Annotated in this window: 15 protein-coding genes and 1 tRNA gene; 6 read left to right on the top strand and 10 right to left on the bottom strand. The window is 33.6% G+C overall.

The features are described 5' to 3' along the window. Positions 1–109 precede the first annotated feature (109 nt). Both SB689_RS06705 and SB689_RS06700 read right to left on the bottom strand, forming a co-directional pair. Positions 110–181, bottom strand: a tRNA-Glu gene (locus tag SB689_RS06705). A 56-nt stretch (positions 182–237) separates the two neighbouring features. After that, positions 238–1,530 (bottom strand): N-acetylmuramoyl-L-alanine amidase family protein, encoded by a 1,293-nt coding sequence (locus tag SB689_RS06700; RefSeq protein ID WP_410691367.1) that lies wholly within the window; start codon positions 1,528–1,530, stop codon positions 238–240. Positions 1,531–1,596: 66 nt separating this feature from the next. Here SB689_RS06700 and SB689_RS06695 point away from each other — a divergent pair, with 66 nt between their 5' ends. The 3 genes from SB689_RS06695 to SB689_RS06685 all read left to right on the top strand — a co-directional run bounded on the left by SB689_RS06695 (position 1,597) and on the right by SB689_RS06685 (position 5,167). After that, positions 1,597–4,188, top strand: coding sequence for a putative LPS assembly protein LptD (locus SB689_RS06695; protein ID WP_410691366.1), 2,592 nt, complete (start codon positions 1,597–1,599; stop codon positions 4,186–4,188). A 143-nt stretch (positions 4,189–4,331) separates the two neighbouring features. After that, a complete protein-coding gene (locus SB689_RS06690) occupies positions 4,332–4,712 on the top strand; it encodes a RidA family protein (protein ID WP_054512082.1) in 381 nt (126 codons plus the stop codon). Further along, the gene (locus SB689_RS06685) at positions 4,712–5,167 is read left to right on the top strand and encodes a hypothetical protein (protein WP_410691365.1); all 456 of its coding nucleotides are present in this window, start codon (positions 4,712–4,714) and stop codon (positions 5,165–5,167) included. The genes SB689_RS06690 and SB689_RS06685 overlap by 1 nt, the downstream gene beginning before the upstream one ends. Before the next feature lie 67 nt (positions 5,168–5,234). On the opposite strand, the gene SB689_RS06680 is transcribed toward SB689_RS06685, so the two are convergent. Then, entirely contained in the window at positions 5,235–6,779 is a 1,545-nt protein-coding gene (locus tag SB689_RS06680; RefSeq protein ID WP_410691364.1) for a trypsin-like peptidase domain-containing protein, read from the bottom strand. A gap of 364 nt (positions 6,780–7,143) precedes the next feature. On the opposite strand from SB689_RS06680, the gene SB689_RS06675 reads away from it, so the two are divergent. Beyond that, positions 7,144–8,523: a rhodanese-related sulfurtransferase gene (locus SB689_RS06675; protein ID WP_410691363.1), complete on the top strand. Its 1,380-nt coding sequence runs from the start codon at positions 7,144–7,146 to the stop codon at positions 8,521–8,523. 35 nt (positions 8,524–8,558) lie between these two features. Continuing rightward, positions 8,559–9,104: a 5-formyltetrahydrofolate cyclo-ligase gene (locus tag SB689_RS06670; protein ID WP_410691362.1), complete on the top strand. Its 546-nt coding sequence runs from the start codon at positions 8,559–8,561 to the stop codon at positions 9,102–9,104. Here SB689_RS06670 and SB689_RS06665 read toward each other — a convergent pair. Both SB689_RS06665 and SB689_RS06660 read right to left on the bottom strand, forming a co-directional pair. Then, positions 9,053–9,601, bottom strand: a complete 549-nt coding sequence (locus SB689_RS06665; protein WP_410691361.1) for a hypothetical protein — start codon at positions 9,599–9,601, stop codon at positions 9,053–9,055. The two genes, SB689_RS06670 and SB689_RS06665, sit on opposite strands and share 52 nt — an antisense overlap. A gap of 19 nt (positions 9,602–9,620) precedes the next feature. After that, positions 9,621–10,787, bottom strand: coding sequence for a hypothetical protein (locus SB689_RS06660; RefSeq protein ID WP_410691360.1), 1,167 nt, complete (start codon positions 10,785–10,787; stop codon positions 9,621–9,623). Between the two features lie 182 nt (positions 10,788–10,969). Between SB689_RS06660 and SB689_RS06655 the strand changes: the two genes are divergently transcribed. Next, entirely contained in the window at positions 10,970–11,308 is a 339-nt protein-coding gene (locus tag SB689_RS06655; RefSeq protein WP_066752945.1) for a hypothetical protein, read from the top strand. A gap of 186 nt (positions 11,309–11,494) precedes the next feature. Here SB689_RS06655 and SB689_RS06650 read toward each other — a convergent pair whose 3' ends face one another. The 5 genes from SB689_RS06650 to SB689_RS06630 all read right to left on the bottom strand — a co-directional run bounded on the left by SB689_RS06650 (position 11,495) and on the right by SB689_RS06630 (position 15,680). Next, positions 11,495–12,259, bottom strand: coding sequence for a TrmH family RNA methyltransferase (locus tag SB689_RS06650; RefSeq protein WP_410691359.1), 765 nt, complete (start codon positions 12,257–12,259; stop codon positions 11,495–11,497). Positions 12,260–12,261: 2 nt separating this feature from the next. Then, positions 12,262–13,761 (bottom strand): DNA recombination protein RmuC, encoded by a 1,500-nt coding sequence (gene rmuC / locus SB689_RS06645; RefSeq protein ID WP_410691358.1) that lies wholly within the window; start codon positions 13,759–13,761, stop codon positions 12,262–12,264. 61 nt (positions 13,762–13,822) lie between these two features. Further along, complete coding sequence (locus SB689_RS06640) at positions 13,823–14,578, bottom strand: DUF5995 family protein (protein ID WP_410691357.1); 756 nt, start codon at positions 14,576–14,578, stop codon at positions 13,823–13,825. Positions 14,579–14,607: 29 nt separating this feature from the next. Continuing rightward, positions 14,608–15,207 (bottom strand): hypothetical protein, encoded by a 600-nt coding sequence (locus SB689_RS06635; RefSeq protein ID WP_410691356.1) that lies wholly within the window; start codon positions 15,205–15,207, stop codon positions 14,608–14,610. Between the two features lie 2 nt (positions 15,208–15,209). After that, the gene (locus SB689_RS06630) at positions 15,210–15,680 is read right to left on the bottom strand and encodes a YciI family protein (protein WP_410691355.1); all 471 of its coding nucleotides are present in this window, start codon (positions 15,678–15,680) and stop codon (positions 15,210–15,212) included.

Raw genomic sequence — 15,680 nt, 5'->3', positions numbered from 1 at the left:
ATTTAATGTTTTTCACCTATTTTCTCTCATTAAGAATAAATGCGGTTGCAAAATTAAATAAAATTTTTCAATTTTCTCTCATTTTTGCTTACCAGAATACTTTTTTCTGTAGTCTATAGGAGAATCGAACTCCTGTTGCAAGGATGAAAACCTTGAGTCCTAACCACTAGACGAATAGACCAAATTTTGAGGTTGCAAAAGTAGAAATTAACTTTTAAACTTCAAAATTATTTTTCACTATTTATAAACTTTTTGAATGACCGTATTTTTAACTCCTTTAGCTTCAATCTCTTTCTGAAGTTTCACAGCATCCTCTAAAGTGAACAGTTTTCCGTAAGTATAGTAGAAAGTACCGTCTTCTTTGTTTCTTTCAACATCTTTCAGGGTTTGAATGATGAATGAATTGCCATTTAATTTCTCACCTACAAAGACTTCAAGAGTGTAATATCCGGTGCTTAATTTTTGATTAGGCATAAATCCAACCGCAAATGCATTTCTAAACCCTGCATCTTTAGCTGTTCTTAAGTTAATATCTTTCACAGAAGCCATGTTGGTAACTCCGTAATAGTATTTGTACTGTCCGTTCTCTTTGATAGGAAGAATGTAGTTTAATCCTTTTAGAGCAGGATCATTATCGTTATACTTCGTAGGAGAACTCATTAATAATATTCTGAAATCGTTCTTTAATGCAACTTCGGCTGGCTTTTCAGGTTCAGGTTTTTTGGTTGTTGAACTGTATGCTCCTCCAGATTTTCTGTCAACCGCTTTTTTATAATCGATGATGGCGGTGTAAATACTCATTGCAATTTCATCCTGACCTTTTTCTGATGCTAAGTAATGACTTTCCTCAGGATGATTGATAAATCCTGTCTCAATAAGTACCGAAGGCATCGCATTCATACGAAGAACGTGTAAGTTCTTTTGGAAAACACCTCTTGAGAATCTTTTATCTTTTTCAACAAAATTTCCTTCTACCAATCCGCCTAAAAGAAGACTGGATTCCAAATATTTGCTTTGTTGAAGTTTTAGGGCAATTAATGATTCGGGAGAACTGGCGTCGTAAGAACCAAATGTCTGTTTATCTTTTTCGTCAAGAAAGATCACATCATTCTCTCTCTTTGCAACTTCTAAGTTGGTATCATTTTGATCTGGACCTTGTACATAAGTTTCGGTTCCGTAAGCGCCGGATCTTTGTGCAGAATTACAGTGTACCGATACAAAAAGATCTGCTTTGCTCCTGTTTGCAAGGTTGGTTCTGTCCGATAAAGAAGGATATTCATCATATTTACGAGTGTAAATTACTTTAAAGTCCTTATTTTTCTCCAGCATATTACCAATTTTTAACACAACGGCTAGGGTAACATCCTTTTCCGCGACTCTTCCGATGTCGGCGTAGTTTCTATTGGCTCCATGGTCACTTCCCCCGTGTCCGGCATCTAAAACGATGGTAAATTTCTTCTGTGAAAAAATAAAATTACAGACCAGTATCAGGAGAAATGATAAAATTATTTTAAAATTTTGTTTGTGCATCTTACAGTTTTAAAAATTATATTAATTTTGAGCCTGAATTATATACATTATAAATATATACAAAAATTGGTCAAAACCGTCTTCAAAAATATATTACAAATTTCAATTATCCTAATTTTTAACAGTTTTTTAGCACAGCAAACGTCTGAAAAATTGCCTAAAAATGCGGTTAATGATACTATTTCCAAAAAGGATACCATTGTTGTAAAAAAAGAGTCTTTAGAAGATATTCTTCAGACTAAAGCAGATAATATCCGTAGAGACTTCCCTAAAAAGATGATTTACCTGAACAAAAAAGCTCAGGTGAAGTATCAGGATATGCAGATTGATGCAGATTATATCTCCATAGATGAACAAAAAAGTCTAATGTATGCGAGAGGTAAACAGGATTCTTTAGGGAAAATCATCGAGCCGGTTATTACAACTCAGGCTGGAAAAAAATATGAGACCGACGAGTTTCAATATAACACCAAAACTAAGCAGGCAATTGCTTTTAATGCCCGAACCGAAGAAAGTGAAGGAGTAATTATCGCTAAAAAGACAAAAAAATATAACGATTCTGTCTTTGCGATGAAAAATGCGCTGTATACAACCGATGAGTATTTTATCAAGAAAAAAGATACAGCGGCGGATTATCACATGCTTGCTTCCAATATCAAATTAATTAAAACTAAAGAAAAATCTCAGATCATAACCGGGCCGATTCAATTATATATTGAAAGAGTTCCGACGCCTTTGATTATGCCGTTTGCTATTTTGCCTTTTTCTGATAAAAGATCGGCAGGTATTCTAATCCCGAGTTTTGGGGAAAGGCAGGATGTAGGTTTCTTTTTAAATGGAATAGGATATTATCAACCGATTGGAGAGCATTTTGACCTTAAAGTTCTTGCCGATATTTATACAAAAGGGAGCTGGAATTTAAGACCTGAAATGAATTATCTAAAGAAATACCGCTACTCCGGAAACTTCTCCGCAGATGTCGGAACAATGGTAAGAGGGATCAAAGGTCTTGATGATTATAATAAAAACAGTACCTACAGAATTGCTTGGAGACATACTCAGGATACAAAAGCGAATCCTTTTCTAACGTTCTCTGCTTCCGTAGATATTGTAAGTACTAAATTTTATAATAATACGCTGAATAACAATTATATTTTAAATCAGAATGTATTAAATACTCAGCAAAACTCAACTGTAACGATTACAAAAAGGTTCTTGAAATTACCGATTACGATTACAGGAACAACTTCTTATTCTCAGAATTTTGCAACGGGACAGGCAGATTTACGTTTGCCACAAATGAATGTTGCAATCAATCAGTTTTATTTATTTAAATCTAAAACAGGGGTAAGACAAGGTTTATTAGAAAATATTACAGTAAATACAGGAATCAATTTAACGAATTTCGTAAGAACTGAAGAAGGCGAACTTTTCAAAAAAGAAATGTGGGATAAAATGGAGACTGGGCTTAAAAATAATATTGCGCTATCTACAAACACCACTCTTGCAAAATATTTTACCTTCACATTAGGAGCAAATGTTGATAATGCTTTAACAACAAAAACGGTCAATAAATTCTACGATCCTATCGCCAATAAAGATATTACTGAAACAAATAAGGGAATTACCGGATATTCTACATTCTCAACAACAGCAAGTATTCAGACAACGTTGTACGGAATGATGAAGTTTAAAAAAGGAGCTGCAATAGAAGCTGTGAGACATATGATGACGCCGAGTATCGGATTTACTTACTCTCCTGATTTTGGAGGTTCGGGCTTTGGATATTATAAAAACTATTACAATGCAACGGGAGCTTTAACGCCTTATTCAATTTTTGAGGGAGGTATAGTTGGAAGTCCTTCAAGCGGATTGGTTGGAGCTTTAGGATTCAATATCGGAAACAATATTGAGATGAAAGTGAAGTCTAAAAGCGATTCTACCGGAGTAAAAAAGATCAAAATATTTGAATCTTTAAACCTTTCCGGAAGTTATAATTTTGCGGCTAACGATCACCCTTGGTCAATCTTTACGATCAACGGACAATCTTCTTTCTTCAATAATAAGCTGAACGTAAATACAAGTTTGTCTTTAGATCCATATAAAATCATATATCTTCCGGGACAGGATACTGGTGGTATCAGAACGGAGGAGTTTGGTCATTTCAGTGTACAAGGATTTAACGTGCAGTTGTCTTATCCTTTAAGCAGTGAGATTTTTGGAGAAAAAACAGATTACGCTAAAAAATATAAATCAAAAGGAGAAATAAGAAATGAGAATTATTATTTTGATGATGATAATTATGCTCGTTTCGATCAGGCATGGACGTTGAATGTGAATGCAAACTATGCCTATACAAAAACTTCAGGAAATAGAATTCCTACAAGAATGGCATCGGTAGGATTAGACGGTAGTCTTAAATTGACTCCTTTCTGGAACATCAACGGAAGTACCCACTACGACATGGTAACGAAAGAATTGGCGTATACAAGGATTGGTTTCTCAAGAGATCAACGAAGTTTTACCATTAATTTTAACTGGGTTCCTTTCGGACAGTATAAAGTGTACGACTTCTTTATTGGTATAAAAGCTAATATTTTAAGTGATGCATTGAAATATAAAGACAGAAGTTTCACGCAGCCAAACTCACCTTTCTAAATATCATATTGATATTTGAATATAAATTTTATATTTGCACCCAAAATAAATTCTAATGAAATCACTGTTGACTGAATTTTCTAACAGACCAATACAAGAAGCGGTGATTGCATATGACCTTAGAAAAAATTAAGTACCTACATATGAAAAAAGTAATCAACACAGTGAATGCACCTGCAGCTATCGGACCATACTCTCAAGCAAATCTTGCAAACGGAGTACTGTATATTTCAGGTCAGATCCCTGTAGATCCTGCAACTGGTAAATTGGTAGAAGGAATTGAAAAAGAAACGCACCAGGTAATGAAAAACCTTGAAGCAATTCTTACTGAAGCTGGAATGACGTTCAAAAACGTTGTAAAAGCAAGCATTTTCCTTAAAAGTATGGATGATTTCGCGGTAATGAACGATATTTATGCGTCTTATTTGGATGCAGAGAGCTTTCCGGCTCGTGAAACTGTGCAGGTTTCTTGCTTGCCTAAAAATGTTGATATTGAAATTTCTATGATCGCACACCAGGATTAATGAGCTTTATAAGAAATACATTTGCGGTTTTGGTGGGTCTCGTTATCGCGGGGCTTATTATCACTCTTGGTATAAGGGTTTTTCCGCAATGGGTTACTTTTGAAGCATTTGCTCCGTTTGAGCATTGGCAGAGGTTTCTTTACAGTATGAAAGATGATGAGGCTTTCTTTGGCTTCCTTTTGTTTATTTCCGGATTAGGGAGTACTTTTGGAGGGGTGGCGACGGCAATCATCGTGAAGTATGCTAAAGTGGCTTATGCTATCCTTATTGGCTTTATTATGTTGTTTATAGCCATGCTGGATGTTATTATTTTTCCTTATCATCCTACGTTTTATAAAATATCTATTTTCCTTACGTTTTTCCCTTTCGCTTGGATCGGAGGTAAGATTGTTGAAGTAATTTATGAACGGAAGAAGAAAAGAAGGATCGCCGAGAAAATGAACAATAAATCATAAATGAAAAAACCGCTGCAAATTCTGTAGCGGTTTTTCTTTGATATGAAAATGTTTAGCTTAAATTTTATTAAGGCATTTTGAAACCTTTTGTGTAAATTCTTCCGTATTCATCTACAAATTTCACCTGTACGTTTCCTTGGTATTTATCTAACACTTTTTCAACGTCTTTTTGAGAGTTTACAGGTTTGCCGTTGATTTCTACTACAATGTAATTATCTACGATTCCTATTTTGGCCATTTCGCTGCCTTCTGATACGTTTTTAGCAACAACACCGCTCGTCAATCCATAATCTGTTTTGAATCTTTCACTTAATGGTTCAAAATCTGCTCCGATTTTTTCTCCTATACTTAAATCAGCCTTTGTTCTTGTGGAAGTTCCGCCTTTTTGATCTTTTAAGGTTACGGTTGTCATGTTTTCTTTACCGTTTCTTAGGTAAGCAACCTGTACTTTATCACCAGGACGTTTGCTTCCGATAGCGATAGATAAGTCGGCGAAATCTGTAACGTCAGAGTTATCAATCTTAGTGATAACATCACCAATTTTCAGACCTGCATCTTCTGCACCGCTACTGTCTCCGAATCCTGTAACATAAACTCCTGAACCAGACTTGATGTTAGTCTTTTTCTGCTTGTTATAAGCCTGAACCTGCATATCATCAGAAAGATCTAGAGACTGTACTCCAAGGAATCCTCTTTGTACGATTCCGAATTTCTTGATGTCTTCAACAATTTTTCTTGCCAAATTAGCAGGAACAGCAAATCCGTATCCTTGATAATATCCTGTTGTAGATTGGATTGCTGAGTTGATACCAATAAGCTCTCCATTTGTATTAACTAAAGCTCCTCCTGAGTTTCCTGGGTTGATGGCAGCATCCGTTTGAATAAAACTTTCAATCGGGTTGGCTGCTTTACCCTGACCGCCTAAAATCCCGATTCCTCTTCCTTTAGCAGAGATAATACCTGCGGTAACGGTTGAATTCAGTCCAAGTGGGTTACCTACGGCAAGAGCCCATTGTCCAACTTCAATATTATCAGAATTTGCGAAATTTAAATAAGGTAATCCCTTTTCTTCAATTTTTAATAATGAAATATCTGTATTCGGATCTGTTCCTACTAATGTCGCGATGTAAGATTTCTTGTTGCTTAATACAACTTCTAATTTATTAGCACCCGCTACAACGTGGTTGTTGGAAATAATATATCCGTCTGGCGAAATAATTACCCCTGAACCCATTCCTGAAGGCATATTATCAGGTGCTTGTTGCTGTGGCTTTTGTCTTTGCTGACCTTGACCTCTTCCTCCCCCGAAAGGATCACCAAAAAAGAAATCAAACAGGTCTTGTTCAGATGCTCTTCCTCCTGAAGCTGCTCTGTTTTGATAATTCTTAATAGTTACCACAGCTGGAACTGTAGTCTTAGCCGCTTTTACGAAATCGTCACCCACGGCACCAGTATTCATTCCGGCAAACGAAACATTTGAGACAGATTTAAAATAACCTTGGTCCTCATTATTAGAATTGTGACCGAAATATTGTATTGTGCCAACGGTAGTAGCTCCTGAGATAACTCCTACTACGGCAAATGGTAATAGTTTTTTTAAAGTACTCTTCATTGTATATCTTCTTTTAATTTTATGTTCTACAGTAAACAAATTTAATGCTAAATAGGTATGCGATTAGTATGATATGTTTCAATTTTAACTAAAATTTAACAGGAATAGCAATAATTTATGTGTTATGTCATAATTATAAAGGTCAATTAACAAAACTTAAAATTATATTAAAGGACAATCTGACATAGTATAGATGTCAGAATGGTCATAAAGGTTAAATTTTGAGTTAAGATTTTATCTGAAGTCAGCATCCTTGTCAAGCTTTTATGACTAAAAATGAACAACCAAAAACCATCAACTAGCAACCAATTCAAAAAATTCTTATCTTTGCAAAAATATTTTTCTCACTTAAAACGTTTATAGCATGCAACTGTATAACACCTTAAGCGCAGAAGAAAGAGCTCAACTTATTGATGAAGCTGGTAAGGAACGTCTTACATTGTCTTTCTATGCGTATGCCAAAATTGAAGATCCCAAAAAATTTCGCGACGAATTATTTATAGCCTGGAATGCACTTGATGCCCTTGGCCGTATTTATGTTGCTCATGAAGGAATTAATGCTCAGATGAGCGTTCCTGCAGATCAGTTTGAAGCATTTCGTGATACATTGGAAGTCTACGATTTCATGAAAGGAATCCGTTTGAATGTAGCAGTTGAGCAAGACGACCATTCTTTCTTAAAGTTGACGATAAAAGTTAGACATAAAATTGTTGCCGACGGTTTAAATGATGAAACTTTTGATGTTACCAACAAAGGAATTCATTTAAAAGCTCAGGAATTTAATAATCTATTGGAAGATCCAAATACAATTGTAGTCGATTTTAGAAATCACTACGAAAGTGAAGTAGGACATTTTGAAGGAGCAATTACTCCTGATGTAGAAAATTTCAGAGAAAGTTTACCGATTATCAACGAACAGTTACAGGATTTTAAAGAAGATAAAAACCTGTTAATGTATTGTACAGGTGGAATTCGTTGTGAAAAAGCGAGTGCTTACTTCAAACATCAGGGTTTCAAAAATGTTTTCCAATTAGAGGGTGGGATTATTGAATATACGCGTCAAATCAAGGAAGAAAACATTGAAAGCAAATTCATTGGGAAGAATTTTGTTTTTGATCACCGATTAGGAGAAAGAATTACAGACGATATTATTTCGCAGTGTCACCAATGCGGTAAACCTTGCGATAACCATACGAATTGTGCTAATGACGCTTGTCATTTATTGTTTATTCAATGTGATGAGTGTAAAGCTGCTATGGAAAATACATGCTCCACAGAATGTTTGGAAATCATACATTTGCCTAGAGAAGAACAAGTTGCACTAAGAAAAGGATTGCAGGTTGGAAATAAAGTTTTCAGAAAAGGAAAATCTGAGGCTTTGAAGTTTAAAAATTCCGGAGATTTGTCGACTCAAACTTTAGCAAAAGCTACAACAACTGAAACTACAGATATTCGTCAGAAAATTAAGGTTAAAAAGGTATTGATTGGAAAAGGAGAGCATTATTACTCAAAATCAAAAATTGCTCAGTTCTTAATTGAAAATAAAGAGCTTTCAATTGGTGATAAAGTATTAATTTCAGGGCCAACAACGGGTGAGCAAGAAGTAATAATTACTGAAATTTTCGCGAACGGAGGTCCTTGTGAAACGGCAAAAGTTGGAGATCAAATCACTTTTGAACTTCCATTTAAAGTTCGTTTATCAGACAAATTATATAAAATTATAGAACCTTCTGAAAAAGCTTAATTAGAATGCTAAAAGCTGAGCTTAGAAAAAAATATATGCAAAAAAGAAAAGCCTTGTCAACTGATGAGGCTTTCTTGTTATCTGAAAAGGTTTTTGAAAATTTCATTGAATATTTTAAACCTGTTTCGGATCAAAAAGTTCATGTTTTTATTCCAATTGAGAAGTTTAAAGAAATTGATACTCAAATATTCATTAATTATTTTTTAAGTCGAAACATCAGAATTTTTGTCCCTAAAATTGTGGATACAAAATTAATTTCGGTTGAAATTTTTAAAGACGCTCATTTTGAAATTAATAAATGGGATATTTCTGAGCCTGTTTCTAATGTAGATTCTAAAGTCTTAGATTTTAATTATGTCATAACTCCTTTGCTGTATTGCGATAAAAAAGGAAATAGAGTAGGCTATGGAAAAGGATTTTATGATAGTTTCTTCGAAAATCTTTCTTCCGAGACAAAAAAAATCGGAGTTAATTATTTTAACCCCGATGAATTTATTGATGATGTTTGGGAAAATGATATTCCTCTAGACTATTTGGTTACTCCGACCGATGTGCTGTCTTTCTTTAATGGAGAAGAGTAGAAGTTGAGGAAGTAAAATTTAAATTCTTTTTTAAATTTAATTGGTGTTGACATTAAAATATATTGCGCATTTTTCTCAAATGTTCCTAATGATCTGTTTTTGTCATCAAAATATTCTACATTAAATTTCGCGTAATCTAGCGTATCATTTTTATAATAATCTTTATAAACGGATAAATTATTCACTTTTACACTTTTTACCTTTAAACTATCCAGTTCTCGGAAAAGCTTTTTGAATGTCATGCTATCCGGCTTATGGAAATAACTTCCCATTTGAGAATAAATTACTGTGTCGATCTCTGTATTCTTGTTTCCAGATAAATATAGCGTTGACAAGTCTAAAAGTTCCTGAACCTTTTGCTTGGTAATGAAATTTATTGCCTGCGCACTATCCATCTTTACCGCGGGATAGCTCTTTTTATTATTACTATTTCTAAGTGTTTCCAGATCGCTTACCTCTGTTTTTTTATTATTACAGGCTGCAAGAGTTAGAAGCATTATTGCAAAAATTAAAAAATTATTTATTCTTTTCATCTGTACTTGCAATTTTAAATTTTATGGATACTATTTTTCCTTTATTATCTTTTTTCATTTCAATTACACTTAGATTTTTAAGAGAAGTAGTAGGAGTTGTTACTAAGGTAATATATTTCTGTTTATCTAAGGTCTCAATACCGTAGGTGGTATTGTCGTAAACCTGATAAATAATAGCGTTGTTGCTGATTAGGTTCTCCAGCTGCTTACGTTTTTGCTTAAGAAGTTCCGGATTACCGTTGGCATCTTTTACTGAAAAATAATTGACAGCCATTTTATAATCATCAGGCTTCAGTTCTATCATTTCTTCTTCAGGTGCGTTTTCTAAGCTTCTGTTTACTGTTAAATATTCGTAGAAGGGTGCTCTGATCTCCATTTTAAGGATCTTATCTTTTGTTGAATATTTAAAACACTCACCCGGTTTTATCCTGTAAAGAATTGGAGATTCATTTTCCTTAATCACTTTTATTTCTAAAGTATTGATTACCGAAGTTCCTCTGTCTGCATCCGTGAAACAATATTTATATTCTTTTAGAAAAATTTCATCCTTAAAACCTAGAAGTCCGGTTGCGATCACCAAAATTGATGTTATGAATGCCCAAGCGTTCTTTTTTAAGAAATTTTTCTTGGGTTTTACAGGCTCAAAATCAGATTGATTTTTTATTTCTTGATTTTGATTAACTATTTGGTTTTCAGTAATTGATTTTTGTAAATCAATGTTTTCTTGCTCTTTTTGAACCGTTTTTTTAGACTGAATCTCGTTATCTGGAAGAATTTGTGAATTTTCAAGTGTTTTTTCTAATTCCTGTATATCTTCTTCACTTAAATCTTCCGTTTCCTGTAACAATTCTCCTGCAAAAAGGTGCTGCTTTTTGAATTCATACCATGAGTCGTAACCCGTATAAATACTCAATAAGTTGAGCATATCGATGCGGGGTAATTTGGTAACCGGAGAGTTTTTGAAATAGGTGTAAAAAGATTTTTCGCTAATGTTTCCTTTAGCCTTTTTACGAAGATCTTCCTGAAAATATATAATATCTATACCCTTCCATTTTGAAATATCATCATAGGAAGGAGTATATTCTTTCAAATATTGAGCTTGGACATCCTTTTTTAGCTGCTCAAAATGTAATAGATCTAAATCTGTCAATTTTTTAAATATAATTAAATTACTGATTATCAGTTAAGTTTATTTGTAAAACTATTTTACAAAGGTATTACAATTATTTTTCATAAACAACTTTTGTATCTGCTATACCTTTGTCTTGTTCAAATAACAGAACGAAAGAAAATTTTAAAAAACAATATTAACAAAATTAAATTTAATTTATTATGAAAAAGTCATTATTCGTAGCTGCTATCGCTGCAATCTCTCTAGTTGCTTGTAAAAAAACTGAAGCTACTTCTACTGAAGGTACTGCTGATTCTGCTGCTGTAGCTACTACTGATTCAGCTGCTGTTGTTGCTGATTCTGCTGCAACTGTTGTTGATTCTGCTGCTTCTGCTACTGTAGGTGCTGCTAAAGATGCTGCTGCTGCAACTACTGCTGCTGGTGCTGATGCTGCTAAGAAAACAGCTGAAGGTGCTGCTGACGCTGCTAAAGGTGCTGCTGATGCTGCTAAAGGTGCTGCTAAAGACGCTAAAGAAGCTGTTGACGCTGCTAAAAAATAATTTTAGCCTCAACCTAAAAATAAAAGAACCGGTTCACCTAGTGAATCGGTTTTTTTATGCATTTTATTTTAAAGATGGAAGCTTGGAAGATGGATGCTGGAAGTTACTATTGGTCTGTTGGTTTCTATAAAATTACTAGTTTAAAAACTCCGTTCTTCTAGCTTCAAACTTCCTTACTAAAAATTATTATCCTTTCTTTTGTTTCAATGCTTCATAGCATGTAATGGCAACGGCGTTGCTTAAATTTAAAGAATCGATGCTTCCTGTCATTGGAATTAAGGTGTTTTTTCCTTTTCCTGTCCAGAAATCACTTATTCCTGAATGTTCTGTTCCAAATAAGACCGCAGATTTTTTCGTAAAATCTCTTTTATATAGATCCTCAGAACTCTCATCCATAATCGTTGTATAGATATTGAACTTATTTTTCTGAAGAAATTCTAATGTTTCCTCGTTTTCAGCTTGAAATACTTCCATTCCGAAAAGACAACCAACACTTGAGCGGATTACGTTTGGATTATAAAAGTCTGTTTTACCATCTGCTACAATTAAAGCATCAACGCCAAAAGCTTCACAGCTTCTTAAAATTGCACCTAAATTTCCCGGTTTTTCAACACCTTCAACAATAATTACGGTTGAATTTTCTTTAGGTTTAAATGTATTTAAATGATTCTCTTTAGCTTTATATACTCCGATAATTCCTTCAGAGCTACCTCTGTATGCTATTTTGTCATACACTTTATCATTAACAAAATGTATTTTTCCTTCCGGAGCTTTACCTTTAAAAATGGTTTCACAAATGAAAAACTCTACCGCTTCAAAATCATATTTCTGAGCCCTTTCATTTTCCTGTTGTCCTTCCACCACAAATACACCAGATTTTTTTCTAAATCGGTTGTCTGTAAGTAATTTAGTGATGTTTTTTATTTTATCGTTTTGAAAACTTTCAATCATTTTTATGACTCTAGAAGGTTATTAGAATTATCGATCATGCTCTGAGGAAGGTCTTTTTTATTCTTTATTCCTAAAGATTTTAATTTCTGAGTTTGAATAACAAGGTTGTCATTTCCTGTAGAAAGCTGTTTGTAGGCTTCATTGTAGACATTTTTAGCTTGATCTAAATTTTTTCCTACCTTTTCTAAATTGTCCACGAAACCAACAAATTTGTCATATAATTTAGCTCCTCTTTCTGCAATTTCCATGGAATTTCTGTTTTGATATTCTCGTTTCCAAAGGTCAGCAATCAACTTTAATGAAGTAATTAAATTGCTTGGATTTAATAGTAAAACTCTTCTTTCATAAGCGTAATTCCAAAGGTTTTGGTCTGCCTGCATTGCCGCAATATACGCGGGTTCGCTTGGAATAAACATCATAACAAAATCCAGCGATTTTCCGTAATCATCGTAAGCTTTTTGGCTTAATTGAGTGATGTGAGTTTTTATTGAAGATAAATGTTGGTTAAGCTTAATTAAATAAACATCCTGGTCGGTTTCGTCAACCAATTCGGTGAAAGCTGTCAATGAAACTTTAGAATCAATGATCACATTTCTTTCATCCGGATATTTTATAACAGCATCGGGACGCATTTTTTTGCCTGAAAACTCTGAAAATAAAGCTTTATTATCTTCATCGCGAAGTTCATGTTCAAGAAAATATTCTCTTCCTTTTACCAAACCGGATTTTTCAAGAATACTTTCGAGGATCATTTCTCCCCAGTTTCCTTGAGTTTTGCTTTCGCCTTTCAATGCTCTTGTCAGTTTTTTTGCATCTTCCGAGATTTGTTGATTGAGCTCGGCCAATTCTTTTACTTTTTCGGCAAGAGAGAAACGTTCTTTATTTTCTTGTTCATAAGCTTCATTTACTCTGTTTTTCAGATCGGCAATCTTTTCTTGGAAAGGGTCTAAGATCAATTTAAGATTATTCTGATTAAGAGTTGTGAACTTTTCGGTTTTCTCTTCTAAAATCTTATTGGCTAAAACCTCAAACTGCAATTTAGATTCTTCCTGAATTTTAGTAATCTCTCCTTTTTGAGTTTCAAGAGACTTTTGCATACTTTCATTGATGGCAGAAAGTTCAGAATTTTTAGCAAAAATATTCTGTTTTTCTGTCAGAAGATTTTCAATTTGAGAAGTCTGTTTTGTGTTGAATTGTTTTTGCTCAAGAAACTGAGAATTCAACGATGAATGTTCGGCTGAGATTTTAGCAAATTCGTTTTTCAGATCGTTTAATAGGTCTGTCTGCTGTTGATTCAGTTCTTTTTCTTTGTTAATATTCTGGCTTAATTCCTGAATTTTAAGATTAGAATTTTCCAGATCCGAATTATTTTTAATCTGTAAATTGTTGAGTTCATCATAAGAACTTCGTGAAACCATCGATGATTTCAACGCAAAATATAAAATTACCGCACCAAGAATTCCCCCGGCAATAAATCCAATAATTAAATAGGTCATCTCCATGCTACAAAATTACAAAAAGAAAAACGGATTTTCTTTACGGGAAACCTCAAAAATGAATTGTTTAAATATTTTTTGTTGAAGATAAAATCTCAATATTTTTCACAATATCACTGCTCTCACATTTTTTCAGTTCTTTGGTTAATGCGGGAGTAAGAAGTTTTGGATTTATAATCTGTGAAGCTACTTTTGCGGCGGCGTAATCTACAATGTTGATAACAGATTCTCTCAGAAATTGAGGTGTGTTTGACGCAATAACTGCCGTTGTCCAGGAAGTATCTCTCGCTTTAGAAATTGCAAAATCTAAAACAACATTATCTTTTCCATTTGAAATTTTATCAATCAATTCAACCGGATAACAGATTTTGTTTAAAGAATCCTGAACTTTTTGGTTGATTGACGCGATCACATTATTGATATTTTCAAAATCCTTTTTAAGTGGATTTATTTTTCTGTAAGGCATCACCGAAGAAGCGGAAATTCCCAAATCCAGATTGATATGAGCATTCATTCCCAGAAAAATATGCTGTAAAATTAAAAGGTTTTTATTTTTTGCAGCTTCAAAAGCAATATACCAAGATTGAGTGCACTTTTTTCCTTTGCTGTAATTGTCCCAGGCTTCAAGATATCGTTGTGCAAAAGCCAGATCCAGAAGAGTCATTCTTGGATTATCCTCAAATTTTTTCTGTTGAATTCCTTTCAAAACCTGTGCAGTCATAATTCTGTACGTACAGGCGAAATATCCTACAGGACTTTGGTTTTCTTTGCTCCAGATGATGATTTCGTCTAGTTTTTTTAAAACTTCTTCGATGGTTTTCATGGTGGTTTTGTTTTTATAAATCTAATTATTTATTCATTAAAATATATCAAAACAAAAAAATAAATACAATTTAAAACAGTTGCCACAAAAGTTGCAATAAAAACTGCCAGATTATCTCTTGTTTTATTGGTGAAAAATTTAATAATGAGATAATTAATGATATATATTGGTATCAGCAAAAAGAAATTAAACACAATTAAAGAATTAATTGCTGCAAGCAGTAAAAACATAACCATCGTACTTACAATTGAAGCGATTATGGCTCCAATAATACTACTAATTATAATACTAGAATCAATTTTTAAATTTTCAGTTCTGTAGTGAATATCTGTATACTTTTCTTCAACAAGGACTCTTATTTCCGATGTCGATAATAGATCCGACTTCAGTAATAAAAGTGTTTCTTCTTTTGAAGACTTATTTAGATAATATTGATGAATTTCTCTTATGATTTTGTTGCGTTCATCCAGAATCAATTTTTGATTTTCAATTTTATTTACAAAATCATCTATCGAACCTCTTTTTGAAATTTCTTCTAAAATTTCTTCGCTTGGCTTACCTTGATAATCAATCAGATTTTTGTAAGATTCGATTAAATCTTGTTCAGAAAAATTACTGTAAAAACCCATATTTAAGGATTTTCTTTCGAAATCTCTTCATGATGTTTCAAATACAAAGGCAAAGCCGCCGACCCATACCAAGAGAAAATCTCATAACTGAAAACTCCTCCCTTTACTGCTGGATCTGTTTTTACCCATTGCTCGGCTTCTTCTTTAGATTTTGTATTGAAAATAAACATTCCGCGGTAGTTTTCTTTATTTTTTTCAAGAAAAGGGCCGGCAACGATAATTTTTCCTTCGTCTGCTAATTTTCCGATGTTGGACATGTGTCCTTTCATTAATTCTGCCATTTTAGCTTTATCTTCAATTTTTGCAGAACCGGTTGTCAGCATTACAATTGTGTAAGCTTTCATTCCGTATTTGTCTGCGCCAAGAGATGTTGCTAATTCCTGATTGAATTTTGGCTTTTCTGTTTTCTTTTCTTGAGCGAAAGATAAAGTTGCCACGAAAAGAGAGAGGGATAAATAAATTTTTAGTCGCAT

This window comes from Chryseobacterium sp. SIMBA_038, assembly GCF_046535115.1.
In the GTDB taxonomy this organism is placed as follows: domain Bacteria; phylum Bacteroidota; class Bacteroidia; order Flavobacteriales; family Weeksellaceae; genus Chryseobacterium.
Note: the sequence above shows the minus strand (reverse complement) of the source record. Positions and strands in the feature narration are given on the sequence as shown.

Excerpts from the sequence above, each read along its gene's own strand:
- SB689_RS06700 (WP_410691367.1), bottom strand. The coding sequence starts at position 1,530 with ATGCACAAACAAAATTTTAAAATAATTTTATCATTTCTCCTGATACTG.
- SB689_RS06690 (WP_054512082.1), top strand. The coding sequence starts at position 4,332 with ATGAAAAAAGTAATCAACACAGTGAATGCACCTGCAGCTATCGGACCA.
- SB689_RS06685 (WP_410691365.1), top strand. The coding sequence starts at position 4,712 with ATGAGCTTTATAAGAAATACATTTGCGGTTTTGGTGGGTCTCGTTATC.
- SB689_RS06680 (WP_410691364.1), bottom strand. The coding sequence starts at position 6,779 with ATGAAGAGTACTTTAAAAAAACTATTACCATTTGCCGTAGTAGGAGTT.
- SB689_RS06675 (WP_410691363.1), top strand. The coding sequence starts at position 7,144 with ATGCAACTGTATAACACCTTAAGCGCAGAAGAAAGAGCTCAACTTATT.
- SB689_RS06670 (WP_410691362.1), top strand. The coding sequence starts at position 8,559 with ATGCAAAAAAGAAAAGCCTTGTCAACTGATGAGGCTTTCTTGTTATCT.
- SB689_RS06665 (WP_410691361.1), bottom strand. The coding sequence starts at position 9,601 with ATGCTTCTAACTCTTGCAGCCTGTAATAATAAAAAAACAGAGGTAAGC.
- SB689_RS06655 (WP_066752945.1), top strand. The coding sequence starts at position 10,970 with ATGAAAAAGTCATTATTCGTAGCTGCTATCGCTGCAATCTCTCTAGTT.
- SB689_RS06650 (WP_410691359.1), bottom strand. The coding sequence starts at position 12,259 with ATGATTGAAAGTTTTCAAAACGATAAAATAAAAAACATCACTAAATTA.
- rmuC (WP_410691358.1), bottom strand. The coding sequence starts at position 13,761 with ATGGAGATGACCTATTTAATTATTGGATTTATTGCCGGGGGAATTCTT.
- SB689_RS06640 (WP_410691357.1), bottom strand. The coding sequence starts at position 14,578 with ATGAAAACCATCGAAGAAGTTTTAAAAAAACTAGACGAAATCATCATC.
- SB689_RS06635 (WP_410691356.1), bottom strand. The coding sequence starts at position 15,207 with ATGGGTTTTTACAGTAATTTTTCTGAACAAGATTTAATCGAATCTTAC.
- SB689_RS06630 (WP_410691355.1), bottom strand. The coding sequence starts at position 15,680 with ATGCGACTAAAAATTTATTTATCCCTCTCTCTTTTCGTGGCAACTTTA.